This is a genomic window from Allokutzneria albata (genome assembly GCF_900103775.1).
In the GTDB taxonomy this organism is placed as follows: domain Bacteria; phylum Actinomycetota; class Actinomycetes; order Mycobacteriales; family Pseudonocardiaceae; genus Allokutzneria; species Allokutzneria albata.
In genome coordinates this window covers 988,414-1,012,683 of sequence record NZ_LT629701.1, presented here as the reverse complement: position 1 = coordinate 1,012,683, position 24,270 = coordinate 988,414, and the positions used below count along the sequence as shown (strand labels likewise).

Annotated in this window: 28 protein-coding genes; 15 read left to right on the top strand and 13 right to left on the bottom strand. The window is 70.6% G+C overall.

The features are described from left to right. Nucleotides 1–156: 156 nt before the first annotated feature. The 8 genes from BLT28_RS04450 to BLT28_RS04415 are packed head-to-tail and all read left to right on the top strand — an operon-like array spanning nucleotide 157 to nucleotide 9,699. Nucleotides 157–1,668, top strand: a complete 1,512-nt coding sequence (locus BLT28_RS04450) for an aldehyde dehydrogenase family protein (RefSeq protein ID WP_030430723.1) — start codon at nucleotides 157–159, stop codon at nucleotides 1,666–1,668. Further along, nucleotides 1,665–2,795 carry an acyl-CoA dehydrogenase family protein gene (locus BLT28_RS04445; RefSeq protein WP_030430724.1) on the top strand — a complete coding sequence of 377 codons (1,131 nt, stop codon included), beginning with the start codon at nucleotides 1,665–1,667 and terminating at the stop codon, nucleotides 2,793–2,795. The genes BLT28_RS04450 and BLT28_RS04445 overlap by 4 nt, the downstream gene beginning before the upstream one ends. Before the next feature lie 18 nt (nucleotides 2,796–2,813). Beyond that, nucleotides 2,814–4,103 (top strand): aspartate aminotransferase family protein, encoded by a 1,290-nt coding sequence (locus tag BLT28_RS04440; protein WP_030430725.1) that lies wholly within the window; start codon nucleotides 2,814–2,816, stop codon nucleotides 4,101–4,103. Nucleotide 4,104: 1 nt separating this feature from the next. Beyond that, a complete protein-coding gene (locus BLT28_RS04435) occupies nucleotides 4,105–4,635 on the top strand; it encodes a type II toxin-antitoxin system RatA family toxin (RefSeq protein WP_052407550.1) in 531 nt (176 codons plus the stop codon). Beyond that, nucleotides 4,632–5,558 carry a hypothetical protein gene (locus BLT28_RS04430; RefSeq protein WP_030430727.1) on the top strand — a complete coding sequence of 309 codons (927 nt, stop codon included), beginning with the start codon at nucleotides 4,632–4,634 and terminating at the stop codon, nucleotides 5,556–5,558. Before BLT28_RS04435 ends, BLT28_RS04430 begins: the two co-directional genes overlap by 4 nt. Continuing rightward, nucleotides 5,558–6,841, top strand: coding sequence for a YncE family protein (locus tag BLT28_RS04425; RefSeq protein ID WP_052407551.1), 1,284 nt, complete (start codon nucleotides 5,558–5,560; stop codon nucleotides 6,839–6,841). The genes BLT28_RS04430 and BLT28_RS04425 overlap by 1 nt, the downstream gene beginning before the upstream one ends. Beyond that, complete coding sequence (locus BLT28_RS04420) at nucleotides 6,825–8,942, top strand: MMPL family transporter (RefSeq protein WP_030430729.1); 2,118 nt, start codon at nucleotides 6,825–6,827, stop codon at nucleotides 8,940–8,942. The genes BLT28_RS04425 and BLT28_RS04420 overlap by 17 nt, the downstream gene beginning before the upstream one ends. Beyond that, nucleotides 8,935–9,699, top strand: a complete 765-nt coding sequence (locus tag BLT28_RS04415) for a hypothetical protein (protein WP_156051136.1) — start codon at nucleotides 8,935–8,937, stop codon at nucleotides 9,697–9,699. Before BLT28_RS04420 ends, BLT28_RS04415 begins: the two co-directional genes overlap by 8 nt. A gap of 111 nt (nucleotides 9,700–9,810) precedes the next feature. On the opposite strand, the gene BLT28_RS04410 is transcribed toward BLT28_RS04415, so the two are convergent. Continuing rightward, nucleotides 9,811–10,383 (bottom strand): DUF4142 domain-containing protein, encoded by a 573-nt coding sequence (locus tag BLT28_RS04410; RefSeq protein WP_030430731.1) that lies wholly within the window; start codon nucleotides 10,381–10,383, stop codon nucleotides 9,811–9,813. 665 nt (nucleotides 10,384–11,048) lie between these two features. Between BLT28_RS04410 and BLT28_RS39715 the strand changes: the two genes are divergently transcribed. Next, nucleotides 11,049–11,198 carry a hypothetical protein gene (locus BLT28_RS39715; protein ID WP_156051140.1) on the top strand — a complete coding sequence of 50 codons (150 nt, stop codon included), beginning with the start codon at nucleotides 11,049–11,051 and terminating at the stop codon, nucleotides 11,196–11,198. A gap of 22 nt (nucleotides 11,199–11,220) precedes the next feature. On the opposite strand, the gene BLT28_RS04405 is transcribed toward BLT28_RS39715, so the two are convergent. Further along, nucleotides 11,221–11,697 carry a DUF4265 domain-containing protein gene (locus BLT28_RS04405; protein ID WP_269459630.1) on the bottom strand — a complete coding sequence of 159 codons (477 nt, stop codon included), beginning with the start codon at nucleotides 11,695–11,697 and terminating at the stop codon, nucleotides 11,221–11,223. A 269-nt stretch (nucleotides 11,698–11,966) separates the two neighbouring features. Between BLT28_RS04405 and BLT28_RS04400 the strand changes: the two genes are divergently transcribed. Continuing rightward, nucleotides 11,967–12,575 (top strand): hypothetical protein, encoded by a 609-nt coding sequence (locus BLT28_RS04400; protein ID WP_156051142.1) that lies wholly within the window; start codon nucleotides 11,967–11,969, stop codon nucleotides 12,573–12,575. Nucleotides 12,576–12,740: 165 nt separating this feature from the next. On the opposite strand, the gene BLT28_RS04395 is transcribed toward BLT28_RS04400, so the two are convergent. Further along, complete coding sequence (locus BLT28_RS04395) at nucleotides 12,741–13,358, bottom strand: hypothetical protein (protein WP_052407553.1); 618 nt, start codon at nucleotides 13,356–13,358, stop codon at nucleotides 12,741–12,743. Here BLT28_RS04395 and BLT28_RS04390 point away from each other — a divergent pair. After that, nucleotides 13,342–13,539: a transposase gene (locus tag BLT28_RS04390; RefSeq protein ID WP_083383655.1), complete on the top strand. Its 198-nt coding sequence runs from the start codon at nucleotides 13,342–13,344 to the stop codon at nucleotides 13,537–13,539. The two genes, BLT28_RS04395 and BLT28_RS04390, sit on opposite strands and share 17 nt — an antisense overlap. A gap of 55 nt (nucleotides 13,540–13,594) precedes the next feature. On the opposite strand, the gene BLT28_RS04385 is transcribed toward BLT28_RS04390, so the two are convergent. The 4 genes from BLT28_RS04385 to BLT28_RS04370 form a co-directional block, all read right to left on the bottom strand. Beyond that, entirely contained in the window at nucleotides 13,595–14,002 is a 408-nt protein-coding gene (locus BLT28_RS04385; RefSeq protein WP_030430736.1) for a hypothetical protein, read from the bottom strand. A gap of 13 nt (nucleotides 14,003–14,015) precedes the next feature. Then, nucleotides 14,016–14,342: a hypothetical protein gene (locus tag BLT28_RS04380; protein ID WP_156051143.1), complete on the bottom strand. Its 327-nt coding sequence runs from the start codon at nucleotides 14,340–14,342 to the stop codon at nucleotides 14,016–14,018. Beyond that, on the bottom strand, nucleotides 14,339–14,935 hold the full coding sequence (locus BLT28_RS04375) for a dihydrofolate reductase family protein (protein WP_030430738.1): 597 nt from the start codon (nucleotides 14,933–14,935) through the stop codon (nucleotides 14,339–14,341). Before BLT28_RS04375 ends, BLT28_RS04380 begins: the two co-directional genes overlap by 4 nt. 62 nt (nucleotides 14,936–14,997) lie before the next feature. Next, entirely contained in the window at nucleotides 14,998–15,945 is a 948-nt protein-coding gene (locus tag BLT28_RS04370) for an RNA polymerase subunit sigma-70 (RefSeq protein ID WP_231950615.1), read from the bottom strand. 70 nt (nucleotides 15,946–16,015) lie between these two features. On the opposite strand from BLT28_RS04370, the gene BLT28_RS04365 reads away from it, so the two are divergent. After that, nucleotides 16,016–17,323 (top strand): serine hydrolase domain-containing protein, encoded by a 1,308-nt coding sequence (locus tag BLT28_RS04365; protein ID WP_156051145.1) that lies wholly within the window; start codon nucleotides 16,016–16,018, stop codon nucleotides 17,321–17,323. Here BLT28_RS04365 and BLT28_RS04360 read toward each other — a convergent pair. Further along, nucleotides 17,308–17,985: a DUF4097 family beta strand repeat-containing protein gene (locus BLT28_RS04360; RefSeq protein ID WP_030430741.1), complete on the bottom strand. Its 678-nt coding sequence runs from the start codon at nucleotides 17,983–17,985 to the stop codon at nucleotides 17,308–17,310. The genes BLT28_RS04365 and BLT28_RS04360 overlap by 16 nt on opposite strands. A gap of 107 nt (nucleotides 17,986–18,092) precedes the next feature. Further along, nucleotides 18,093–19,058: a helix-turn-helix transcriptional regulator gene (locus BLT28_RS04355; RefSeq protein ID WP_030430742.1), complete on the bottom strand. Its 966-nt coding sequence runs from the start codon at nucleotides 19,056–19,058 to the stop codon at nucleotides 18,093–18,095. A 76-nt stretch (nucleotides 19,059–19,134) separates the two neighbouring features. Here BLT28_RS04355 and BLT28_RS04350 point away from each other — a divergent pair, with 76 nt between their 5' ends. Beyond that, nucleotides 19,135–19,473 carry a YybH family protein gene (locus BLT28_RS04350; RefSeq protein WP_081900446.1) on the top strand — a complete coding sequence of 113 codons (339 nt, stop codon included), beginning with the start codon at nucleotides 19,135–19,137 and terminating at the stop codon, nucleotides 19,471–19,473. Between the two features lie 47 nt (nucleotides 19,474–19,520). Here BLT28_RS04350 and BLT28_RS04345 read toward each other — a convergent pair whose 3' ends face one another. The 3 genes from BLT28_RS04345 to BLT28_RS04335 form a co-directional block, all read right to left on the bottom strand. Further along, a complete protein-coding gene (locus BLT28_RS04345) occupies nucleotides 19,521–20,675 on the bottom strand; it encodes a glycosyltransferase (protein ID WP_030430744.1) in 1,155 nt (384 codons plus the stop codon). 281 nt (nucleotides 20,676–20,956) lie between these two features. Next, entirely contained in the window at nucleotides 20,957–21,544 is a 588-nt protein-coding gene (locus BLT28_RS04340; protein WP_030430745.1) for a hypothetical protein, read from the bottom strand. A gap of 36 nt (nucleotides 21,545–21,580) precedes the next feature. Next, on the bottom strand, nucleotides 21,581–21,769 hold the full coding sequence (locus tag BLT28_RS04335) for a hypothetical protein (RefSeq protein ID WP_030430746.1): 189 nt from the start codon (nucleotides 21,767–21,769) through the stop codon (nucleotides 21,581–21,583). Between the two features lie 233 nt (nucleotides 21,770–22,002). On the opposite strand from BLT28_RS04335, the gene BLT28_RS04330 reads away from it, so the two are divergent. Continuing rightward, nucleotides 22,003–22,590: a TetR/AcrR family transcriptional regulator gene (locus tag BLT28_RS04330; protein ID WP_043812358.1), complete on the top strand. Its 588-nt coding sequence runs from the start codon at nucleotides 22,003–22,005 to the stop codon at nucleotides 22,588–22,590. Here the strand turns inward: BLT28_RS04330 and BLT28_RS04325 are convergent. Then, a complete protein-coding gene (locus tag BLT28_RS04325) occupies nucleotides 22,547–23,215 on the bottom strand; it encodes a GNAT family N-acetyltransferase (protein ID WP_081900447.1) in 669 nt (222 codons plus the stop codon). The genes BLT28_RS04330 and BLT28_RS04325 overlap by 44 nt on opposite strands. A 323-nt stretch (nucleotides 23,216–23,538) precedes the next feature. Here BLT28_RS04325 and BLT28_RS04320 point away from each other — a divergent pair, with 323 nt between their 5' ends. Continuing rightward, a complete protein-coding gene (locus BLT28_RS04320; protein WP_030430749.1) occupies nucleotides 23,539–24,267 on the top strand; it encodes a hypothetical protein in 729 nt (242 codons plus the stop codon). Nucleotides 24,268–24,270: the final 3 nt, after the last annotated feature.

Below are 24,270 nucleotides of genomic sequence, written 5' to 3'. Positions count from 1 at the left end.
TCAGGGCCGCCCCTGCACGCTGGAATGAAGACCTTTGGCGCCGTCGGATGGGGGTCACTTGGGATGCGTTCCTACGGTTCGTATATCGCTGGTTCGGATTTCCCGTCGGAATCCTGGGTATACACGGTCAAGGCAGCGGCATTCCTCGACGACTTCATGTCGAACCTGAAGCTCAAGCGGGAGCTGGAACGGGGTTTCCGGGACGACGGGCACGCGCTGCCCGCAGTGGCCGCCCGCTGCGCGCTGACCAGCGACGCCCACCTCCAGGAGGTCCTGGTCCGGGCGCGGGAGGCGGCACCGGTGTGGGGCACCTTCCCGATCGAGACGCGGCTGCGGCTGGGCGAGCGCGTGCACCAGGAGGTGCTGCGGCGGCGTGCGGAGTTCGTGGAGGTGCTCGTCGCCGAGGGGCACCCCCGGCGGCTGGCCGAATGGGAGATCGCCGGCGTGCTCCAGGGCACCTCGCCGGAGGCCCTGGCCCTGTCGCACAGGCAGCTGCACGAGGAGTGCCGGATCGGCCCGCGCACGCTGACCCTGGTGCGCAAGCCGGACGGGGTCGTGGTGCTCAGCCCGCCGCAGAACGCGGCCGCGTCCAACTCGATCCTCGGCGTGCCCGCTCTGGTCGCGGGCAACACGCTGGTGGTGAAGGCGCCGCGCAGCTCCCCGTACGGCGTGATGTTCGCCTGGCGGGAGATCATCGCCCCGATCCTGGACGAGCTGGGCGCCCCGCCCGGCACGCTCGGCCTGGTCTGCGGGACGCCGAACAAGATTCTCACCCAGTGGCTGGAAAGCCCGTTGGTCGACGACATCTTCTTCTTCGGCGGCAGCGAACGCGGCATCCAGCTCGGCGTCGACGCGGTGACCCGCGGCAAGAAGCCGGTGCTGGAGCTGGCGGGCAACGACGGCTGCGTGGTGTGGCGGGACGCCGACCTCGACTCGGCAGCGGAGGCGCTCACCGAGAGCTTCTTCGGCTCCGGCCAGATCTGCATGGTGCCCAAGTACGCCGTCGCGCACCCGGACATCGCCGACGAGCTGCTGGCCCGGCTGACCGGCCTGGTGGCCAAGATCCGGCCGGGTTACCCGGACGACCCGGACGTGCTGCTGTCGCCGGTGATGCGGGCAGATGAGTACTTCACCCACCTCAACGAGGCCACCGCCGCGGGCGCCACCGTCGTCACCGGCGGACACCGCATGGAGATCGACGGCACCGTGTCGGAGACCGGGCCGTTCATCTCCCCGACCGTTCTGCGCGTGGACGGGCTCGCCGACGCCCGCGAGCTGGCGGTCGTGCGCGAGGAGACGTTCTTCCCGCTGCTGCCGGTCGTGGTGCCCGCGGTCGACCACGACGGCCTGCTCGACGAGGTCATCGCCTTCCTCAACGCCAACAGGTACGGGCTGCGCAACTCGCTGTGGACGGGCGATCCGGACGTCATCGACGCCGTGGCCACCCGGGTGCACAACGGCGGGCTGCTCAAGGTCAACGACTCGCACATCGGCTTCGTGCCCCGCCTGTCCACGCACGGCGGCACCGGCCTGACCGGCGGCCCCTTCGGCGAGCTGAACTACCCGCTGCTGCGCACCTCCCACCTCCAGGGCATCAGCGTCGCCACGGGCGTGCAGCCCCGGACCGCGGTGTTCGACTCGGCGGCCTCCCGCGAGGTGCCCCGATGAGACTGCTCGCCCAGGAACGCGAGGTCTGCGAACGCTACCTGCCCGGGCTGGACGCCACGCTCGGCGCGATACCGCTGATGGAACTGGAGAGCCAGGGCAACCCCGGTATCGAGCTCTACCGCGGAGCGGGCGGGCCCGGGCTGGTCATCCCGGCCGTCCACGGTGGCGGTGGGGCGGGCGCGGTCGACGCGGTCCGCATCACCAGGGCGCTGGCCACGCGCTCGCCCTCGCTCGCGATCGCCACCACGATGCACCAGTTCTCCGTGGCCAGTCTGGTCGCGCTGGCCTCCTCCAGCGCCGGGTTCGAGTGGATGCTGCTGGACGGGGTCGCCAGGGACCGGCTGCTGATGGCCTCCGGTTTCGCCGAGGGCCGCACCGCGCAGGGCGTCCTGACCCCGACCATGAAGGCCGTGTGGGACGGCACGAACTGGCGGGTCAGCGGGCGCAAGCAGCCGTGCAGCCTGTCGCGGTCGATGGACCTGCTCACCGCGAGCGTGGCCCTGCACGACCCCGACGGCAGCACGCGCACCGCGATCGCGCTGATCCCCGCGGCCTCGGAGGGCATCACCATCGAGCCGTTCTGGGGGTCCTGGGCGCTGGGCGGGGCCGAGTCCGACACCGTGATCCTCAGCGATGTCGTGGTGCATCCCGACCTCATCGTCGAGCTGCGGACCGGCCTGGACGGTGAGCTGGACGACCTGCAGACGCTCGGCTTCGTCTGGTTCGAGCTCCTGGTGACCGCCTGCTACCTCGGTATCGCGGCGAACCTGGCCGAGCGGGTGCTCACCGAGGAACGCGGCACCCCGCACGAACGGCTCGCGCTGGGCACGGCGGTGGCCGGGGCGGCCCTCACGCTCGACGGCGCCGCCCGCGACCTGGATGACGGAGGGGGCGGCAACGACGGCCTGGCCCGCGCCCTGATCACCCGGTTCACCGTCGCCGACACCATCCGCGCCACCGTGGCCGGTGCGGTGGAGTTGCTGGGCGGCATGAACTTCGTGCGCTCGCCGGAGATCGCCTACCTTGCCGCCGCCGCGCACGCGATCGGCTTCCACCCGCCTTCCCGGCACAGCTCCGCCGACGCCCTGCTCGGGTGGTTCCGCGGGCGCCCGCTCGTCCTCGACTGAGACCCGGAGGAGAGGCACATGTCAACCACCCTCGCCGAGAGCGGTTCGGGCCCGGACTACCCCGCGGTGCTGGACCTCTACCGCAGACACCTCTCCCGCGGCCGGGCCACGATCTCGGAGGTCTTCGGCACGCAGCTGGAGGTCGCCGCGCGGGGCGCGTGGATCGAGACCTCCGACGGCGGTCGCTACCTCAACGCGGGCGGCTACGGCGTGTTCATCCACGGCGCCCGGCATCCGCACGTGGAGGCCGCGGTCATCCGCCAGATCCAGGCCAACCCGCTCGCCTCCCGCGTCCTGCTCGACCCGGAGGCGGCGCGCGCGGCCCGCGCGGTGGCCCGGGTGAGCCCGGACGGGCTGGAGCACGTGCACTTCGCCTGTTCCGGCACCGAGGCCACCGAAGCCGCGCTCAAGCTCGCCCGCACCCTGGGCCGCAATCGGCTCGTCTCCACCGTCGGCGGGTACCACGGCAAGACCTTCGGATCGCTGTCGGTCACCGGCAACACCCTCTACCAGGACCCGTTCCGCCCGCTGCTGCCCGATGCCGGCTACGTGCCGTTCGGGGACGCCGAGGCCCTCTCCGCCCAGCTGCGCACCGGACCACCGGCGTGCGTCGTCCTGGAGCCGATCCAGGGCGAGGGCGGGGTGCGCATCCCTCCCGAGGGCTACCTGCGCGACGTCCGCGCGCTCTGCGACGAGCACGGCGCGCTGCTGGTGCTGGACGAGATCCAGACCGGGCTCGGCAGGCTGGGCCTCTGGTGGGGTGCGGACCGCGAGGGCGTGACCCCGGACATCATGCTGGTGGGCAAGGGACTCTCCGGCGGGATCGTGCCGGTGTCGGCCATGGTCGCCACCCCGGAGGTCTTCCGCGCCTTCAACCGGGACCCGTTCATCCACACCTCCACCTTCTCCGGAGCGCCCATCGCCATGGCCGCCGCGCGGGCAGCGGTGGAGGCCATCGAGCAGGACGGGCTGGTGGGCAAGGCGGCGGCGATCGGCGACACCCTCCTCACCCGGATGCGGGAGATCGTCGGGAACCGGTGTCCCCACCTGGTCACCGAGGTCCGCGGCGCGGGCCTGCTGATCGGCGTCGAGCTGGCGGGACCGGGGCTGGCGGGCGCGCTGATCGCCGAACTGGTCGAGAAGCACCTGATCGTCAACTACTCGCTCAACGCCAGCTCGGTGCTCCGGTTCACCCCGCCCGCGGTGATGAGCGAGAGCGACATCGACTTCCTGCTGTCGGTGTTCGACGACGCGTGCGCCGCGCTCTCGGCACGCCATCCGACCGTCGATACCGTAGGAGCCAGCTGACGTGCGTCACGTAGAGATCCACGCGTTCATCCGGGACACCGACGCCGATTCGGTCTTCGACACCCTCGCCGACTTCCGGAGCTACATCGATCTGGTGGACGTGGTGCGCTCGGTCGAGCAGCACCGGCCCGAGGAGTCCTCGGGCCACAGCAGCTGGGTGGTCGAGTTCCGCAACGGCCTGCTGCGCTGGACCGAGCGGGACTGGTTCCGCCGCGCGGAGCTGCGGCTGGACTTCGACCAGATCGAGGGGGACTTCGAGGAGTTCTCCGGCGGCTGGGTGCTCGAACCCGCGCCCGAGGGGGTCAGGACGGCGTTGATCGCCGACTTCGACTTCGGGGTGCCCTCACTGGCCAGCATCGTCGAGCCGGTCGCCGAACGGGTACTGACCGACGTCACCCAGCTGATCCTGCTCGGCCTGTTCGGCGACCGCGTGGAGTTCCCGGACGGCACGACGGCTCCCGCCCACCCCGCCGCCGTCTCGGCAGGGGGCCGCGTCCGTCACACCGCCGCGACCGCAGGAGGAAGACCATGAGCGCTCGCAACGAGCTGTACCTGCACCACGCCGCGCCGAACACGGTGCCGGAGGGCAACCTGCTGTCGGACCTCTCGCCGAGGCGGGTGCTGCGCGCCGCGCAGATCGTGCTGGCCAAGTCCTCGCTCTCGCGCAAGAGGCTGCCGATCCGGCTGAACCTCGACGAGTACCGCTCCCCGGATTTCCGCTACGACACCGGCTCCGCGGAGAAGGTGCAGAAGATGCTGGAGGACGTGCCGCTCACCGATGAGGGCATGCGGTGGATCCACGAGGACGACGGGGTGCTCTTCTACGGCACGCGCACCCTGGACCTGCCCTACGACGAGTTCGTCGACCGGGTGGACATCAGCCGGGTGGGCGACTGCTTCCGGGACGTGCTGGGCATCAACACGCGGGTGCTGCACCGGGACGAGGCCGGGCGGCCCCTGCTGCAGGTCGAGCGGATCGCGGCGCTGGCCCAGCCGAACTACACCGCCTTCATGGGCAAGGACGAGCTGGACGTCTACAAGCTGGAGTGGATGCAGTACGGGCCGGACGAGGTGCGCAACTGGATGCGGACGGTGTGCAGCCCCAACGCCTCCACCTCCGCTGACGACGGGTACCTGGCGTTCAGCCGGACTGCCGGCGGGGCCGGGACCCGGATCGTGTTCGTGGCCCGGCAGGCCTTCCCCCGGCCGCGGTTGCTGGTGCTGTCCGGGCTGGACCGGTGGGGGTGGTTCCGGACGCTGCTCACCGAGAACGCCTACCGGCGGTTCTGGAACGACACGGTGGCCAACATCCTGGCCCGCCACGAGGGCAAGGAGATCGGGATCGGCAGGCCCGGCAGGGACGAGCAGTCCGGCCGACGCCGCGCGCTGGGCGTGACCGCGGTCGGCCTTGCCTGCGCGACGTACCTGCGACGCCGTGCGAAGCGGCGTGGCTGATGGACTACCCGTACGCGTTCCACATCGCCCTGGATGGCAACGGTCTCAACGGTTTGGAGGGCCGGGCCGGGGTCTGCGTCTTCCGCTACGACCCGCGCAGTGGGCACTACGCCTATGACATCCAGTACTACGACGGCATGTCGGGCGGGCACGCGGTCAGCGTGAACCCGAACCGGCGGGTCGGTTTCCTCGGCAGCACAGGCCAGCACCTCATGTTCTACGACACGGCCACGCTCGGCGAGATCGAACGGGTCTCCACGCTGCGGTTCGAGCCCACCGACTCCTCCCTCAAGGGCAGCACGCACGTGGCCTGGCTCAGCGACACCCAGGCGGTGGCAGCGATGGGCGACGGGTTGTGGCTGGCCGACCTGGAGCGGTTGGACAAGGCGGAACGGCTGGGCAGCCACGGGGTCAAGCTGCCGCACGCCATGAAGACCACGGCCTCCGGGCGGTACCTGGTCTACGGCGGGATGGACCACCCGGGGCGGGGCGAGGCGTGCGAGGTCGGGATCTTCGACCTGCACACGCGCACCGCGCGCCGCGTGGAGCTGCCCGCGACCTGCTGGCACGTGGTGTGCCACCCGGTGGAGGACCGGTTCTACGCCCTGTCCTTCCGGGTACGGCCGCAGGACGGGCGGGACTGGCACGAGTGGAGCATCGCGCAGTTCAAGGAGTACGCCTTCGAGATCGACGCGGAGACCGGCCAGGTGCTGCGGCACTGGGCGGCCGGGCACGACACGCCCGCGCACATCAACTCCGACGTCTGCATCTCCGACCGCGAGCTGATCTACTGCAACGGCGCCAGCGGCACCATCGTGATGATCGACCTGGCCGACTTCACCTCGTACCGGGTGCTGGACGAACGGCCGGGGCTGCGCGCGCAGCTGCGGGCCGGGCGCCAGGTGCTGCGCACCGCGGTGGACACCCTGAGCCGGGGGTCGGTGGTCACCAACGGGCACCACCACCTGCGGGCGTTGCGGGTGGCGCGCGGGGCACTGCTCGACTCGGTCTACGCCTGCCAGCTGTCGGCGGACCAGTCGCTGCTGTTCACCGCGAACCGGGGGTTGAACTCGATCACCGTCTACGACTACCCGGGGAACACCGTCCGGCTCCGGGTGCGGATGCCGGAGCTGCAGGAGTTCGACACGGGATTGCGGTGGTGGAGCGATCCCCGGCTGGGGTTCCACCACAGCACCCTGCTCAGTCCCCCGCCGAGCACCGAGCCCGCGCGCTGGACGCGGGTGCCCGCTGAACCAGGAGCCCCCGTTGGACCGCCTCACTGACGTCCTGTTCCGCAACAGCAAGCCCGTCCTCGTCGGGTGGGTGCTGCTGGCCGTTGTCGGCGGGTGGTTCGCCCTGGGGCTGGAGAGCCGAGCCGTGCCCGGCGGCGAGGCTTCGGCCACCAGCCAGGCCGAGGCGGTGGCCCAGGAGCTGGGCCGCAACCACGTGCCGTCGCTGTTCGTGGTGGTGACCGGGAAGGCGGCGACGCCCGAGGGTGAGCGCGAGCTGGATGCGTTGCGGCGCAAGCTGTCCGCCACGCCTGGAGTACGGGAGGTGCTGCCCCTGCCGCTGCCGCCCCCGGCGCCGGAGGCCGGACCCGTCACCGCTCTGGGTGTCTCGGCCGTCGGCGGGATCGACGGCTCGATCGGCGTGGCGGACGAGCTGCTCGGCAGTCAGGAAAAGCTTGTGCCGGAAGGGAGCCGGGTCTTCCTCGGCGGTTACGGCGCGCACCGGCAGGAGCTGGTGCAACTCTCGCGGAGCGACCTGCTGCGGGCCGAGCAGGTGGGTGTGCCGATCGTGCTCGTCGTGCTGCTGCTGACCTTCGGGTCGCTCTGGGCGACGCTGGTGCCGCTGGCGATCGGTGCCTCGGCCCTGCTGGGCGGGCTGGGCGCGGCGGGCGTGCTGGCCCTGGGCATCCCGTTCTCGGAGTACGTGACGAACGCGGCGGCCATGGTCGGCTTGGCGCTCGCGGTGGACTACGCGATGTTCCTGGTGCAGCGGGTGCGCGAGGCGCTGTTGCGCGGGGTCGCGGTGGCCGAGGCGATCCGGGGCGCGCAGCGCACCACCGGTGTGGCGATCGCGTGGTCCGGGCTCACCGTGATGGTGGCCGAGTCGACGATGTTCCTGGTCGACTCACGGGCGATCCGGACGGCCGCGCTGGGGATGATCCTGGTGACGTTCGCGGCGATCGTGGCCGCGTTGGTGGGTGCGCCGATCGTGCTGCGGATGCTGGGCTACCGCATCCTGCGGCGGGGCGAGCGGAAGCTGCTGGGGAAGGGACGGCTCAGCGATCCGGATGGCACCGAGCATTCCGGTTTCTGGGAGCGCTGGGGCGTGCGGGTGACCAGGCGCCCGGTCCTGTGGCTGGCGACCGGGACGGTGGTGCTGGGCGTGTTCTGCGTACCCGCGCTGGACCTGGGACAGCGGGTCGCTCTGCCGTCGGCGAGCCAACTGCCGACGGACTCGCAGGTGCGCCAGGCCACCGAGCTGGGCGCGAAGGCTTATGGCCCAGGGGCTTTCGCGCCGATCGAGATCGTCGTGCACGCCAGTCCGGCCACGGCCCGCGCACAGGCCGACCAGGTGGTCGAAGCCGTCGCGGGCCACCCTGAGGTCCGCTTCGCCCGCCCGGTCCCGCTGGACCGGCCGGAGGTCCACCGGGTCAGCGTCGCCACCGACCACGGCCCGGCTGACGAGCGCACCCACGACCTGGTGCGCGACCTGCGGGACGGTCGGCTCAGCCGGTCGCTGGCCGGAATCCGGTACGACGTGGGCGGCGAGACCGCGATGCGCATCGACGCCACCGACGCGCTGTTCGCCGGTCTGCCGCTGATGCTGGCCGTGCTGCTGGGGTCGGTCCTGGTTCTGCTGATCGTCGCGATGCGCTCGATCATCCTGCCGCTCAAGGCGATCCTGCTGGTGGTGATCTCGCTGGGCGCGAGCACCGGTGGCCTGGTGCTGTTGTCCACCACCGAGTTCGGCGCCGCGCTCATCGGCTGGTCGGCTCCGGCGGAGCTGCATCCGATCGTGCCGATCACCATCGTCGCGATCGTGATCGCGTTGTCCACCGACTACGAGGTGATCCTGATCGCCCGCATCGCCGAGCACCACCGCGAGACCGGCGACAACACGGCATCGATCATCAAGGGCATGGCCCGCACCGGCCGGGTGATCAGCAGCGCCGCCGCCATCATGGTCGCCGTCTTCTTCGGGTTCGCCCTGTCGGAGGTCACCCCGCTGAAGCAGCTCGGCGTGGGGCTGGCGATCGCGGTGCTGATCGACGCCACGGTGGTGCGAGGTGTCCTGGTGCCCGCCGGCATGCAGCTCATGGGCCGCTGGAACTGGTGGCTGCCCACCGTCAAGCGAGAGGTCGGGGAGAATGCGTAAGCCGTTGGCGGCCCTTGCCTGGGCGATGCGGATCCTGCTCGCCAAGCACACCGTTCCCCGGCGGGAACCACCGTTCGCGGTCGACCTGGCCCAGTACCACGCCGACGACTACGAAAAGATCATCCCGTCGCTGGCGGCCGTGGAGCGGCAGCTCAAGGCCGTTCCCGCGGATGCCAAGGGGATGCGTTGGATCCACAGGAGCGACGCGGTGCTCTTCTACGGCGAACGCAGGTTCGACGTGCCCTACGACGACTTCGTGTCCCAAGTGGACATCGGCCACGTTGGCCGGTTCTACCGGGACTCGCTGGGCGTCACCACGGAGGTCGTGCTCCGGGACGACCTGGGCCGCCCGGTGCACCAGGGCGTCCGGGTCGTCGCCCTTCCCCAACCCAACTACACGGCGTTGATGGGGAAGGAGGAGTTGGACGTCTACAAGCTGGAGAAGATCGAGTACGGCCCGGACGAACAGCGCGTCTGGATGCTCACCGTGCACAGCCCCAACGGTTCGGCCCGTTGCGATGACGGGTACATGTCCTTCGCCCGCGCGGCGGACGGCAGGGGCACGACCGTCGCGTTCCTCGCCTGTCAGAGTTTCCCCGTGCCGCCCCTGATGGCGCTGGCCCGGATGGATCGGTGGACGTGGTTCAAGACGGTCGTCACCGAGAGCGCGTACCGGCGTTTCTGCAACAGGATGATGAAGAACATCGAGCGCTGCTACCACGGCACCGAGTTCCGCGTGGGTCGCCCGTGCGGGTAGCGGCGGGCTCGCGCCGCGGCACCAGAGGCCGCCGGTGGGGACGAGGCGATAGCGCCGGCTCGCCCCCACCGGGCTCTGGTCGGTCAGTCGCGCGCTGCCTTCATCACGGCATCAGAGCCGGCAGGCCTGCTGCGCCGCGCGCACCAACACCAGATGCCGCTGGAGAACCGGAATCGCTTCCCGCGCCAGCTGCTTCACCTCGCGCGACTGGAGGCGCTGGGCCTCCTGCCGGACGAACACAAGCGCGTGCTGGTGGGCGACGACCTGCGCCCGGAGCCAGGCACGGTCGAAAGAGGTCCCGGACTTCCGCGCCAGATCCGCGAGCAGCTGCCGCTGGGCAGGCAGCAGGGTCCGGGGCAACCCGACCCGCTCTCGCGCCGCGACCACCATCAGCTTCTGGTCCAGCCGAGCGTGACCACGCGCCTCCGTGATCCCGAGGCGTCGCACCGAGAAACACTGACCCTTGATCATCGCCAAGCGGCCCATCATGATCTCGAAGCGGTTGAACTGGTGCCCCAGCTGCATGAACGTCGCATCGATCCGGCTGACCTCGAGCGCCATCCGCGCTTCCACCTGGGACTGGGCCGCGGACGCCGTACGAAGATCAGCACCCGAGGCGGTCGCCGCCTGCGCGACAGTGGTCCCGGTCAACGCGATGGCGCCGGCCAGCCCGGCCGCCGCCACAAGTCGCAATGGCTTCATAGTAGATACCCCTGTCGTGGTTGAACCTGTGTCCATGGAGCGCCCGGGCACACGCCTGGTTGGCAGCTGGAAACCGTGCCAGTCCTTGGCGTCACAACGGATACGACTCACCCCGGCCGGTCCCGTCACCGCACCGTCCAAGATCACGCAAATGGATCACCGCAACGAGGTCCGCACCCGACACCGGGCAGGCACCCGTTAGCCATTCCGGACGCACCCGATCCGGGCTCCCCCCGCCGGCCGACGGGACATGCGGAGGTCTGCCCCACTGCGCCGCAGCGGACGGCCCTCCATGACCTCCCCGTGAAGAGGATGTCGAGGGTGGGTGTCCTGCTGGTCGTGGTCGGCGGTGCGGGTGACATCGTGATCAGCGAGGCGACCGGGAGTGCCGCGAAGGTGCGCGAGGGCCTCCGGCGGTCCTCGGGCGAGCCCTCCACTCAGCACAGCGCGGAGGGTGACGTCCTGACGATGAGGTACCAGTGCCCGAAGGCCATGGACGACTGCTCGGTCCACTCCACGGTCGAGGTGCCAAGGGCGTGCGGGTGGAGGCGGAAACCGGTTCCGGTGACATCCACCTCAGAGCGCTGGGGAACCCGATCAAGGCCAAGGTCGGGTCCGGCGCGGTGGAGGGCACCGGGGGCTGACGGGTGAAGAGATCGAGGTGGGAGTACGCCACCGCTCCCGCCTCCACCGACCTGGTCAGCGGCTCGGGGACCGCGAGCGTCACCCTTCCCGATGGTCCGTGCAACGCGGACGTCCAGGCGAGGTCAGGAGACATCACCCTCCTGCCCGCGTGACGGTGTTCGCCCGTCAGCAGGCTCAGATACGGGTGTCCTTCTCCCACCAGCCGATGGGACGGTCGTCCTCGTCGTAGACGTTGCCGTAGTACCACTCGGCGCCGATCCGGGACGTCCACTCGACGACAACGGCCTCGATCGCCGGGAACCCGGCGCTGACTGGCACCGTCACCACGATGAACCGCTTGTCCACCGGCGCCTCGACCTGCCCGGCGAGCCTGCCGAACGCCTCCCGCAGGACCGCGACCGCGTCGTCGTCGGGCGGAGTGGGGGGATAGACCACGAGGCACACGTTGCCGCCTCTTGTGATGATCTCGAATCGCCCGTCCGCATCCACCCGGACGCGATCGCCCGCGGCGCACCCGGTCGCCAGCCCTGGACTGCCGAGGATCTCGTACACGGTCTGGCCGGCTCGCACAGCCGGGACGACCTCGTAAACCGGTTCGCCGGAGGTGGCAGTGCCCGCGAAAAGACGAACATGGCCATCCTGTGCCGGCACGCTGCGAAGCTCATCAGCCACAGTCGGGCTGCTCCTTCTCTCCCCCGGATCTCCGAGCCGGTGTCGGGCTCGATGACCAAGATAGAACAGCACCTCGACTGGGTGTCGAAATCCGGTGTGGGCGGGGCTGGGCTGCTCCTCGGGTTGATCGCAGAGGAGGGCGCCGAGCGGGGTGCGCGCGCGGCTGGCGTCTCGCGGGGCCGACGCCGATCACCGACCACGAGGCGGCCAGGCGGCTGCGCAGTGCGCCGGCCTCGGTGCTGCTGTGGATGTTGCAGCAGGACGATCCGGCGATCAACGAGATCGTGTTCCGGCACCGTCCGTTGGACGAGGCGGTCCGGCGGGACATCGCGCGCGGAAGGCCGTTCGGTGGTGCGACGGGGCCGCTGCCCTTCTCGCGGCGGTACGACATCGCGCTGGCACCGGAGCCTCCGTCCCAGGTCGTGGACGGTTTGCGCCGGGTGAAGACGAAGCGCCAGGCGGACCGGGCGGCCTCGGCGGCCGATCGGACGGAGGCGTTGCCGGGGTACGCGCGGCGGGCGCTGCCAGTCCGGATCGACTGTCCTGCCGAGGTTCGCGCGCAGTTCGGGTCGCACCCGAAGTTCGCCAACCGGCTCCGCGAGGCCGGGATCGTGGACAGCCCGCGCGAGTACATCGAGGAGTGGAAGCCCGCCGAGTCGGTGCTGTCCGTGCTGGAACTGGGGCCTCGCCTGTTCCCGGGGCGCGAGGCGGAAGCGCTGGACGTGCTGGGCCCGCTGGTGCGGCGGGAGCTGGGCGGGAACGTGGAGGCGTGGGCGGTGCTGGAGCAGCTGTTGCCCACGTTCACCGGGACCGTGCCGGAGCTGGTGGTCACCTGCGGGGCAATCGCTCACGCCTAGCCGGGCGACGGGCGGCTGGATTCGAACCAGCGCCGCGCGCAAGCACCGCAAGGCGGTCACGCTGCTGATGGCGCTGCTGCCGCCGAAGCTGCCCGCGACCTACCTGGTCGGCGTGGGCGAGGACAGGCAGCGGTTCTGGATCGGGACGTTCGCCAAGATGCCGCGCTAGCTCTCGTCCGGGGGTGGCTGGCGGTGCACGCTGCGCACCGCGGCGACGTCCGCCGAGCCCTCCGGGCGCTGGGGCACGCTCGCGCTCAACACGTCCAGCCGCTGCTTGATGCTGGTGGCGATGCCCTTGCCGAGCCGGAAGCGGGTCGGGCTCACCTCGGTCAGCGCGCCGTCGAGCAGGCGGTGCGCCTCGCGGCTGCGCATGCCGGTGTTGGTCAGCACCAGATGGCGTAGCCGGTGCGGCCCCGCGGACAGGGCCTCGGCGATGGTGGTCGCGGCGGCTTCGTCGACCCGGTTGCCCTCCGCGCTCAGGGCCGCGGCGGCCCGCACGCGCCCGAGGTCGCACAACTCGACTCCGGCCGGGACCGCCGCCGCGATGAGCCCGGCTGCCGCCTCGGGTCCGATTCCTTTGCTGGCCAAGGAAATCCGTCGTGGTGCCCGACCGGGTGCGAGTGCGTCGGCGAGCAGGTTCGCACCGTCGTCGCCGAGCCCGGACGCGGAGACGTAGAGTTCGTCCACCGCACCGGCGGCGACGAGGCGGGCCAGGTGCTCCGCGCCGGACGGGCCGAGCGGGTTGCCTCCGACGTAGAGGCGCTCGATCCGCCGCGCGGCCAAGGGCTCACACGGCGGGCGTCCTCCCGCGTTCGACGTCGAGTTGTACAAGCGTCGTAACGTCGTCGAACGATGCTTCAACCGGCTCAAGCAATTCCGCGACCTCGCCACCCGCTACGCCAAGCGTGCCGCCTACTACCAAGCCGAGCTTGTCATCGCCGCGATCATGCTCTGGCTCCGATGACTTACAGGACACGCCCTAGGCGACGTCGGTGGTCGCCGTGCTCGGCGCGGTTCAGCTATGGGGCTGCCTCTGTCACATCCGCGTATTCCAAGCCGTGCTCGCGCAGCAGTTCCAGAGCTCGCTCGGACACGACGAGCATGCTCTTGTCCAGCCCGAAGTCGTCGCGGTGGGGCGTGCCACTGAAGCGGAGCCACCGCCAGGCCGGGAGCGGTTCCTCGATCAGCTCTTCGCCTTCGGGGGAGAGGCTGATCTCGACATCGTCGAACCCCGCCCCGCTGAGGCCGGCGGTGGTGATCGCCTCGGCCAGAGTATCGGTGACGATGAAGCAGGGGGTGCACTCCAGGATGGCGTCGCCGAGCCAGTTGGTGAAGCGGTACTCAAGGCGGGTGACCTCGGCGGGCTGGACAGTGCGGTCGAAGACGGTGTTGTCACCGAAGTCCGGTTCGACGATGTAGTACGTCATCTGTCCCTGCTTCTCACCGGATGTCGGGGTTGACCGAGGTGCCGTACTGATCGTCGAGCAGTTGTTGTTTGCTGGGAACTGTGCGGCTGTCCCGGAACGGCTTGTAGAAGCGGTTCCAGGCTTTGCGGATGGCGCTGAGGTGCACCAGATTGGCGTAGCGGTGCACCGCCGGACCCGCCCACAGCGCCTCGTGCACCGGGTACGGGTCAGGCGGAGTCCGCGCCAGCAACAACGACCTGATCAACCCCATCGCTTCGACTCCGGCACCGACGCGCTCCCGCAGCGCGGCAAGAACCACACCGAGCGACATCGACAGCGAGTGACGGGGAACGACTCTCACACAGGACTGGTGCCGTTGACCGCGTAGCGCACGACCACGACGTCGGAACCCTCGTAGGTACTGATTCCCAGAAGCCGCAACGAGACCGCTGTGCCACCGTCGAAGGCAGGGGTGCCGCCGCCGACCACACCAGGGCCCAGCACGAAGTGGAACTCGTCGACGAGCCCGGCGGTGAACAGGTCGTTCCACATCGTCCGACTGCCGAAGACCAGGATGTCCTTTCCTTTGCCCCGCTTGAGTTCCGCGACCCGCTCGCGGGACCGGTCCCGTGGCACGACGGTGGTCGTGTCCCGGTAGGCGCCGGTGTGCTCCGCCGAGAGCGTGTCGGAGACGACCACCTTCTCGACCGCCGCGTTGAGGCGGGAGATCTCCCGCTCCACGGCGGGAGCTGTCTCGTCGGCGGCCACCGGCGGCCAGTAGTCGAGGAACAGGCGGAAGGTGTTCGCCCCGAGCAGCAGGGTGCTCGCCGCCCGGAGGGACGCGAGGTTGTGCGCGTCGAACCCGGGGTCCAGCGGCATGGCCATGAAGTTCCCGCCCGGGCCCTCGTGGCAGCCGTCGACGGAGATCAGGTTGGTGACGATCAGCTTGCGCATGGCAGCTCTCCTCGTGGGTTGTCGGCCCTGTCACCCGTTGAGAGACGCCGCCGGGCGCGAACTCATCGGTCCGCGCGAAATTCCTCCGGCAGGCCGAACCGGGAGCGCAGGTCCGGGTCGAGGAAGCTGTTGATCTCCGCGACCCGGCCCGCGCGCAGCGTCAGCGCCGCGATCGCGGCGAACCGGAACCCGGTGTCCCCCGCCCGCCGGAGGTAGCAGGCGAACCCCGGCTGCGCGTTGACCTCCAGCGGCACGAGCCGCCACGGGGTCGCGAAAACCCGTTCGCGCAGGAACCTCGCCACGTTGTCCTTGCCGTCGAACCACGCGGGCAGCGGCGGCATGGTGAACTTCGCGTCCTCGGCGAGGAGGTCGAGCAGCGCGGGCGTGTCGGCTCGCTCCCACGCGGTGAGGAACGCGTCGACCAGCTCACGACGGCCCTGCTCGCCGAGGGCGTCGAGCTCCTCCCCCTGGGACGTGCCCACCCGCGCCCGGACCGTCGCGCGCGCCCGTTGCAGCGCGCTGTTCACCGAGGCGGGCGTGGTGTCCAGGATCGAGGCCACCTCAGCGGCGGAGAACCCCAGCACCTCGCGCAGGAGCAGTACCGCGCGCTGGGTCCCCGGCAGGAGCTGCACCGCGGCGACGAAGGCCAGCTCCACGGACTCCCGCAGCAGGTAGCGCTCGGCGGGGTCGGTTTCCGGCGCCAACGGCTCCAGCCACACCGGTCCCGGAACCGGTTCACCCAGCTCGTGCACGTCCACCCGAGCCGGTCCGAAGTCGACCGAGCTCACGCGGCGCGGTCTGCGCTCGGCAAACCGCAGGCAGGCGTTGGTGCAGATGCGGTACAGCCAGGCGCGCACCGAACTCCGCCCCTCGAACCGGGCGAGCCCCCGCCAGGCGCCCAGCAGCGCCTCCTGCATCGCGTCCTCGGCGTCCTGCGCCGAGCCGAGCATCCGGTAGCAGTGCGCGTACAGCTCGCGTCGGTGCTCGGCGACCAGCGCATCGAAATCCACCCGGCGAGCATGCCACTGCGCGATGACGGCGATGATCGTCGCCACGCCCCTGAACCGGTACAAAGGATCTATGACCCGACGTGGTTCGGTGCGGCTGTTCGCGGTGTCGGCGCTGGTGGCGAGTGTGGCTGTGGTCCCGATGGCCGAGGCGTCGAGCGGCGAGCTGGACAGGTTGGCGCGGGAGGTGGTGGACGCCGGGGCACCGGGTGTGGTCGTGCGGGTGGACGACGGCAGCGGGCGGCCGGTGGAGATCGCGGAGCAGGCGCGGTGGGCGAGGCGGGACCACCTGCTCAAGGCGAGCGACGTGTTCCGGGTGGGGTCCAGCACGAAGACGGTGATGGCCACGCTGGTGCTGCAACTGGTCGCCGAGGGCAAGCTCGCGCTGGCCGATCCGGTGGAGAAGTGGTTGCCGGGCAAGGTGCCGGGCGGCAAGGCGATCACGGTGCGCATGCTGCTGAACCACACCAGCGGCCTGGCCGACTACACCGCGGACCCGGCGGTGGTGCCGTCGATCGTGGGCAAGGGCCGGCGGGGGTGGACGTCGGCGGAGTTGCTCGCGGTGGGCGTGAAGCACGACCCGTTGTTCGCGCCGGGCACGAAATGGGACTACAGCAACACCAACTACGCGGCGATCGGCGCGGTCCTGGAGCGGGTTTCGGGGGCGGGCCTGGCGGATCTGGTCCGGGATCGGATCGCCCGGCCGCTGAACCTCGCGCACACCTACTACGCGACGGACTCCACTTGGCGCGCGCGGCATGTTCGCGGGTACGAGCCGGACGCGGAGCACATGCCGCCGGGCGTGCCGGTGGAGTTCAGGGACTTCGCCGGGCCGCGTCGCGATGGTCACGTGGACGTCTCCGGCAATGACCCGTCGTGGGGTGGAGCGGCCGGGGCGGTGGTGTCGACGGCGCGGGACTTGGCGCGGTTCCACACGGCGCTGATGTCGGGCAAGCTGCTCCCCGCCGCTGAGCTGGCCGAGATGCGCACGACGACGCCGAGCGGCCCCGGCTACGGCCTGGGAATCCAGACCGGCACCACCCCGTGCGGCGAGTTCTGGGGTCACGACGCCGGACTCCCGGGCTACTTCTCCGTCAGCGTCACCGACCGCACTGGCAGCCGGACGGCGACGATGCTCGTGGCGACGGAGACGTGGGTGGAGTTCGGTTCCAACCCCAAGATCGCCACAGCCAGTAAGGCGCTCCAGACCGCCATGCTCTGCACGATGCTCGGCCGACCGGCGCCGAACTCGACGACGGTGAGCGACGCGGCCCACCAGGCGGCGATCGGGTCCTCGCGCACGACTGACATCGAGGAGTCGGCGAGGCCGGGCAGGCGATCCGCCTACCCGGCCTCGTTCAGGGCTCAGTTCGCGGGCTGAGCGCTGCGGGCGGTGATGTCGCCGTAGGAGGTGGTGGCGTGGATGTCGAGCTGAGCGACGCCTTCGGTGTTCTTGAGCGAGTTGTGGATCCGGCCGAGGGAGGTGCCCGCGTCCAGGGAGGCCGAGACTCCCGCGGCGGCGCTGATCGAGATCGCACCGGCCTCGGTGCGCAGCACGACCTTGCCGCGCACGGCCTCGGAGATGGCGATGTCGCCCTTGCTGACGCTGATCTCCGCGGGGCCACCGAGGCGGCCGACCGAGACGTCACCGGCGAGGACGGTGACGCGGGCGCTCTCGACCTCGTCGAGGACGACCGCGCCGTGTGCACCGTCGAAGGCGATGGCGCCGAGCCGTCCGACAGCCCGGAACTCGGCGCTGGCGACCTTCGCCTCGACGCCTGAGCCAGCGGGCAGCTGGACCGTCACGGCGATGGCGCCGGAGGAACCGAGGATCTGGTTCTTCGTCGGCGCCGCGATCCGCAGGACGCCGCCGCTGTAGTCGACGGTGGTCTGTTCCGCAGCCTTCACGTCGCGGCCCTTGGAGGCGTCCGCGGGCAGGACCTCGACGGTGGTGTCGGCCCGGTCGGCGGCGATGATCCGCACACGGCCCGCGGGGATGTCCAGGACGGCGGAGATCGGGGCGGCGGTGTCGAAGTTCTGCATGGTGCTCTCCTGAAGTTCGTAGCTGCTGTTCGCTGAAACCACAATCGCCCGCTGTCCTGACACCGCGGCGCCATCGCGCTGACGCGGCCCCTGACACGGGTCGAACCTCAGGAAAGTCCTGCGTAGCGGGCGGCGATCGCGGCGGCGCGGTCGCGCAGGGTGTCGCGCAGCCATTGCGGTGACAGGGCCTCCGCGTTCGTGGCCAGCTGCCACAGCGCCCACTCGGCGTGCCTGGAGTCTTGGAAGCTCGCCTCCAGCCGCAGCCAGCCATCGGCGTCGGTTTCTTCTGCACGGACGGTCAGTGCGGTGCCCACGAGGTCTTCGCGTCGCGCAGGGTTCAGCCGGAGGTGCACGGTGACCTGGTCACCGCCCGTCCGGAATCGGCTGCTGCGTTCCTGCCATGCCTGGTCCAGATCGACCCGCTCGGGCCGCTCCGCGGGTTCCGGCAGTGCCTCGGCGGCCATGATCCGCGACAGCCGGTAGGTGCGGTCGGCGCCGGATCTCGTGGCCAGCAGGTAGCCCTTGTCGCGCACGATGACCAGGCCGATCGGGTCCACGATGCGCCACTTCGGCGCCTCGTTCCTGGCCGCGTAGTGGATGCGCAGCTTGTGTCCGGCGAACACGGCGTGCCGGACCTCGGCCAGCACTGTGCCGGGCACCTCCTCGGCGACCAGCCGGCGCGCCAGCAGGTCGGTCTCCGGGTCGATGAGCAGGCGCTGGACGGCGCCTGCGGCGGTGGACCGGGAACTCTCGGGGAGCGCGTCGACGACCTTGCGCATGGCCGAGGCGAGCGCCGAGCCCAGGCCGAACGTCTGCCGCGATCCGGCGACCAGCAGGGCAAGGGCCTCGTCGTGGTTCAGCCCGGTGAGTTCGGCACGGAAACCGGGCAGCAACGCGAACCCGCCGTGCCGCCCACGTTCGGCGTAGACGGGGACTCCGGCGCTGGACAGCGCCTCGATGTCGCGCAGCACGGTGCGGGTGGACACCTCGAGCTCACGCGCGAGCGCTGTCGCGGACAGCCGACCGTGCTGGCGCAGCAGCAGCACCAGCGACACCAACCGGTCGGCACGCACGCGAAAACGCTAGCGGAATACACGACACAAGATGTCGTGATTCGTTGACAGGCTCATCCGCATGACAAGCAGGACAGTGGCCACGGAGCCGAACGACCTGGGCAAGTTCTTCATCGAGCGCGGCAACGCGGGCGACGTCGACGGGCTGGTGGCGTTGTACGAGCCGGACGCCGTGCTCGCCTTCCCGCCAGGCAACCTCGCGACCGGGCACGCGGAGATCCGCAAGGTGTACCAGCAGTTCGTCGCGGCCGCGCCGGTGCTCGAACCCGGGAGGCAGCACCCGGCGCTGGTGAGCGGCGACCTGGCGCTCACGGCGTCGACCCTGACCACCGGAGAGGTGACCGTCGAGATCGCCCGGCGGCAGCCGGACGGATCATGGCTGTGGGTCGTGGACCAGCCGGTTCTCGTGCCGTGACGAGTGGCGGCGGTGGGCGCGGTCGCGTCCACCGCCGCACTGCGGAGTCACCGGCTCGCGGTGTCGAGGAGCAGCTTCGCGGCGACCGGAGCGCCATCGGTTCGGATCGAGCCCGCCACGGCGTTGGCTCGCGCGCGGGTCTCGGGAGCCAGGGCCACCTGGAGCGCGGCGGACAGGGAGTCGACGGTCGGGGTTGAGCCGTCGTGCGCCGCGCCGATGCCCAGCTCGGCCACCTTGGCGGCGAAGTGTGGCTGGTCGGCGATCTGGGGCACGATCACCTGGGGAGCGCCAGCCCGCGCGGTCGTCGTGGTGGTGCCCGCGCCGCCGTGGTGCACAACGGCGGCCACCCTGGTGAACAGCGACTGCTGGTTGACCTCCCCGACAACGAAGCAGTCGTCGGCGTCGTCGATCGAAGTCAGACCGGCCCAACCACGAGCGAGCAGGACGCGGCGGCCGTGCGCGCGGACCGCCTCGATGGCGACCTGGGCGATGTCCTTCGGGACGTAGGCGCCCATGCTGCCGAAACCCACGTACACGGGAGGTTCGCCGCGGTCCAGGAACGCCTCCAGTTCCGCTGGGAGCGGGCGGTCGTCGGGCAAGATCCACGCTCCGGTCTGCACGAGATCTTCCACCTCCGGCGGCGGGCACAGCGCCGGTTCGGCGGCCAGCCACGGCTTGTCGGTGAAGACGTGAGCGCGGACGTCGTCCACCGGTGGCAGACCGAGCGCCGCACGGTGGCTGTTGAGCGGTTCGCGGTACATCGCGTTCGCCCGCTCAGCGCCCTGTTCCCAGGCTGTCTCGTCCTGCGGAAAGTGCCCGTAGGTCTGGTAGCACGCGAACACGTAGGGAATGCCGAGTTTCTCTGCCACGTCCCGTGCTCCGGCCGGCATCAGACCGGCGGCCAGCAGTGCGTCGCATCCCTCGGCAGCCGTGCCGAGCGTGTCGAAGCGCGCGGCGACCAGTTCGGCAGCGAACCGGAACGCATCCTCGGGCGTCGGCGGCTTCTCGCGCGCGACCACCGAGCGCACGCTGGGGCCCAGCGGCACGAGAGGCACACCGGCCCGCGCCAGCAGCTTCACGAAGTCCTCGTCCGGCGGCGCGCACACCTGGACGTCCGCCCCGAGGTCGCGCACCGCCACCGCAAGCCCCACAACCGGTTCGACGTCTCCGCGCGATCCCACCGACGTCAACAGCACACGCATGTCCGACTCCCCCGTTTTCCCACGTCCTGGCGTTAGGCGGGCCATTCTGCGGCGCCACGGGGGCCTTGCCGCAAGCCCCCCTGTCCGCTATACGTTGAAGGTGGCCGGGAGCGGACTCACCCGCTCAACGCCGCGACGGCCTCGGCCCGCCCGCCCTGAGCACCGGCTCGTCTCCCCCGTCAACTGCCAGTACAGCTTCGCGGCGGTGACGCGCGCCTTGCGGACGAGGATGGAGGCGTCGTCGGCCTCGACAGCGAGGAGCAGCGGTCCGGGATCACCGGTCAGCTCGTAGCGGGCCTTCGCCGCCCACAGGTTGGCCCTGCAAGGGCTTGCGGAGCCGCGCGCTTTGCGGAGTCCAAAGTGGACAGTACTTCCGGAAGCGCGGGCCGCCGTTCCCCAACTTCCGAGCAGCCGCACCAAGGCGATCCGGTCGTTGTAGCCCGGATTGCCTGCAACGCGGTGCGCGCGGCCGTGAGCACTTCGGCGTCCACCGGCAGCGGATCGACCGACCGCGGGCTTTCAAGCTCGAGTTCCCGAGCGGTCAGCGCCGCCAGCTCGTCAGCGGCCTGCGCCGCGAACCCGCTGATGCGGATGGCCGAGACCGCGCCCCGCACGATGCCGATATCCGGATCCGCCAGCATCGGAGCCAAGGCTCGCGGCAACGAGCGGCGGGCGTTCATCGCGTCGATCGCGGCGTACACGCACGCGAGCCGGACATCGCGGTGCTCGGAGCGGGCCAGTGCCGCCAGGAGTTCCGGCACGACATCGACATCCGCCGAACAGACCACTGTGGACAGCCAGCTCTGGTCCCATTCCCAGCCTGCCAACAGATCTCCGTCGACGCAGCCCGACAGAATGGCCGCGGTCACCTCGGGCGACCACGGCAGGCCGTTCGTCGCGATGGCCTAGGCCGCGGCGACCTGCACCGCTCCCCTTTCCCGCAGTGCCTGGCCGAGCCATGCCGCGCCTTGGGTGCCGTCCTGCCGGAAGGCCGCCACCAGGATCAGGGAGCGGACGCGCGGGTTTGTCTCGACGTCCCACCGCATCCGGTGCGGCGGGACGCCCCGCATGTGGCCCAAGGTCGTCGCGACCATTGCACGGACCTGCTCGTCGTCGGCGGCGAGCAGACCCAGGAGCGGTGGTGAGCACGGGGATTGGCGACGATCTCGAACACGAAGGGCAGCGATGTCGAAGGGCAGCGATGTCATCGAGCCCCGCGAGCATCGAGCCATCCTAGGCCGTTCGGCGTACCGGCCCGCCGAACCGCCGAACCGCCGAACGGGACAAATGAACCAATAATGTACCTACTAGTTTGTATAGTTGGTTCATGAGCACCGCAGACCGCCTCATCGAGAGCACCCGCGAACTGCTGTGGGAGCGCGGCTACACCGGCACCAGCCCCAAGGCGATCCAGCAGCGCGCCGGGGCCGGGCAGGGCAGCATGTACCACCACTTCGCGGGCAAGCCGGACCTCGCGCTGGCCGCGATCCGGCGCACCTCCGAACAGCTGCGCGCGAAGGCGGACGAGCAGTTCACCGGGCCCGGCACCGCACTGGAGCGCATCGCCGCCTACCTGCGCCGGGAACGCGACGTGCTCAAGGGCTGCCCGATCGGACGGCTCACCCAGGACCCCGACGTCATGGCGGACGCGGCGTTGCGGGCCCCGGTGGCGGAAACCCTGTCCTGGCTTCGCGAACGCCTCACCCAAGTCCTGGCCGAAGGGCGCGAGCGGGGCGAGCTGGACGCGTCCCTCGATCCCGAGACCACCGCCGCCACCATCGTCGCGGTCTTGCAGGGCGGCTACGTCCTGGCCCGCGCGGCGAACTCCGTGGCACCGTTCGACGCCGCGGTCACCGGCGTGCTGGGCCTGCTCACGCCAGCGGTCCGATGCGGCGCTGGAGCCACAGGGAGCTGATGTAGACACCGCGCTTGGTGGCGTACTCCTTGAACACGCCGACATCGGTGAACCCGAATTTGCGGTGCAGGGCAACGGAAGCGTCGTTCGGCAGCGCGATCCCGGCGACTGCGAGGCGTACCTCCTCCGAGCTGAGCTGCTCCAGGAGCACGCGGTACAACGCCGAACCGACGCCCGCGCCTCGGCTCCGCGGGTCGAGGTAGATGCCGAACTCGACTGTCTCGGCGAACGCGGGATGGGCGCGATACGGGCTGCTCGACGCGCAACCGAGGACACGATCTCCCTCGCAGGCGACCACGAGCCGGTGCGGGCCGGTGTCGGAGAACGTGTCGAACCACGCCGTCCGGCTCTCCACCGAGACGATGTCGGTGTCGAAGGTGGCCACCGAGTGCTCGACGTAGTGGTTGTAGATGGCGACCAGCCGAGCGAGGTCGCTTCTGCGGGCCGGGCGGACCGTCGCCATCCTCGATCCCTTCTCCACCTGGGCAGGACCTCCGTTGCACGGCTGCCACGACAAGCCGGCGGGCTGCGCCTCGGCGACAACCGGTCCGGCCACCGCCGTAGCCGCCATCGCGACAGTGAGCGCCATTCCCTTGTACAGCAAGGTTTCCCTTCGTAGCGACATCAGCCGACGTCACCAATCTAGGAAGAACCGCGCTCCACGCCATCTGCCGAACGGCATACCCCGCCCCTGAGATCGGTTCGGCGACCTCGCCCGGCTTGTCGAGGTGCGTGAAGTGGTCTGCGCCGATGTCCTGAGTGGCCCGAATGTCGCCGGGTGATCGGGAACCCGTGCCGGCACAACATGATCGGCCCGCCGCCCGCGGCGAGCGCCAGGAAGTCGAGCCGGTCCGTCCCGATGACGGGCTCCTCGAAGCCCAGGCGGAAATGTGGCCGCCGACCGGCAACCGCGACCGCGGCAGTCGAACACCTCGTACGGCCGCCGATTTGACAATCCGGACCGCGCTCGCCACGTTGGCCGCCGTGAACGCGCCGTCGAACTGGCAGCCCCAGCCGCACCCGGGCTGGCAGCAGCAACCGCCGTGGCCGCAGCAGCGACCGGCGCCGAGGAAGAAGCGCACCGGGCTCATCGTGGGCATCGTGGCGGGCGTCCTCGTCCTGGGCGCCGGCGCCGTCTTCGGCAAGCTCTACCTCGACTACCAGGAGATGCCGGGTGGCGGGCCGGGCGGGCAGCCGGTGGCGCAGTGCGACATCAGCGCGGAGCTCAGGCAGCAGGCCAGGGTCAGCAGCTTCCGCCTCGCCGGGGAGCCGCCGAGGGCGCGCGGGATGAAGCACAGCAACTGCTTCTGGGAGCAGACCGCGGGCAAGGACGGCAAGGACACCCGCAAGCTGCAGATCCACGTCTACGACTTCCGCGGCGCGAACCGGCTGCCGGAGCGCGACGTCGAGCAGGCGCAGAACGCCTACCGCGGTGCCGCGTCGAGTCCACTCGGGATGGACCGGCAGCTGGCCGGTGCCGACGAGGCGACGTTCGTGGACGCGAGCGCGCTGACCACGGCGCAGACCGAGGCGAACCTGGTGGCGCGCAAGGGCGCCGTCTACTACCTGATCAAGTACTGGGGACACGACAAGGGCTTCTTCGCCGACTCGCCCTTCCCTGAGGCGGTCGCCAAGGACGTGGTCGCCAAGGTCGCCGGGGAACTGCTCGCGAAGTAGCCC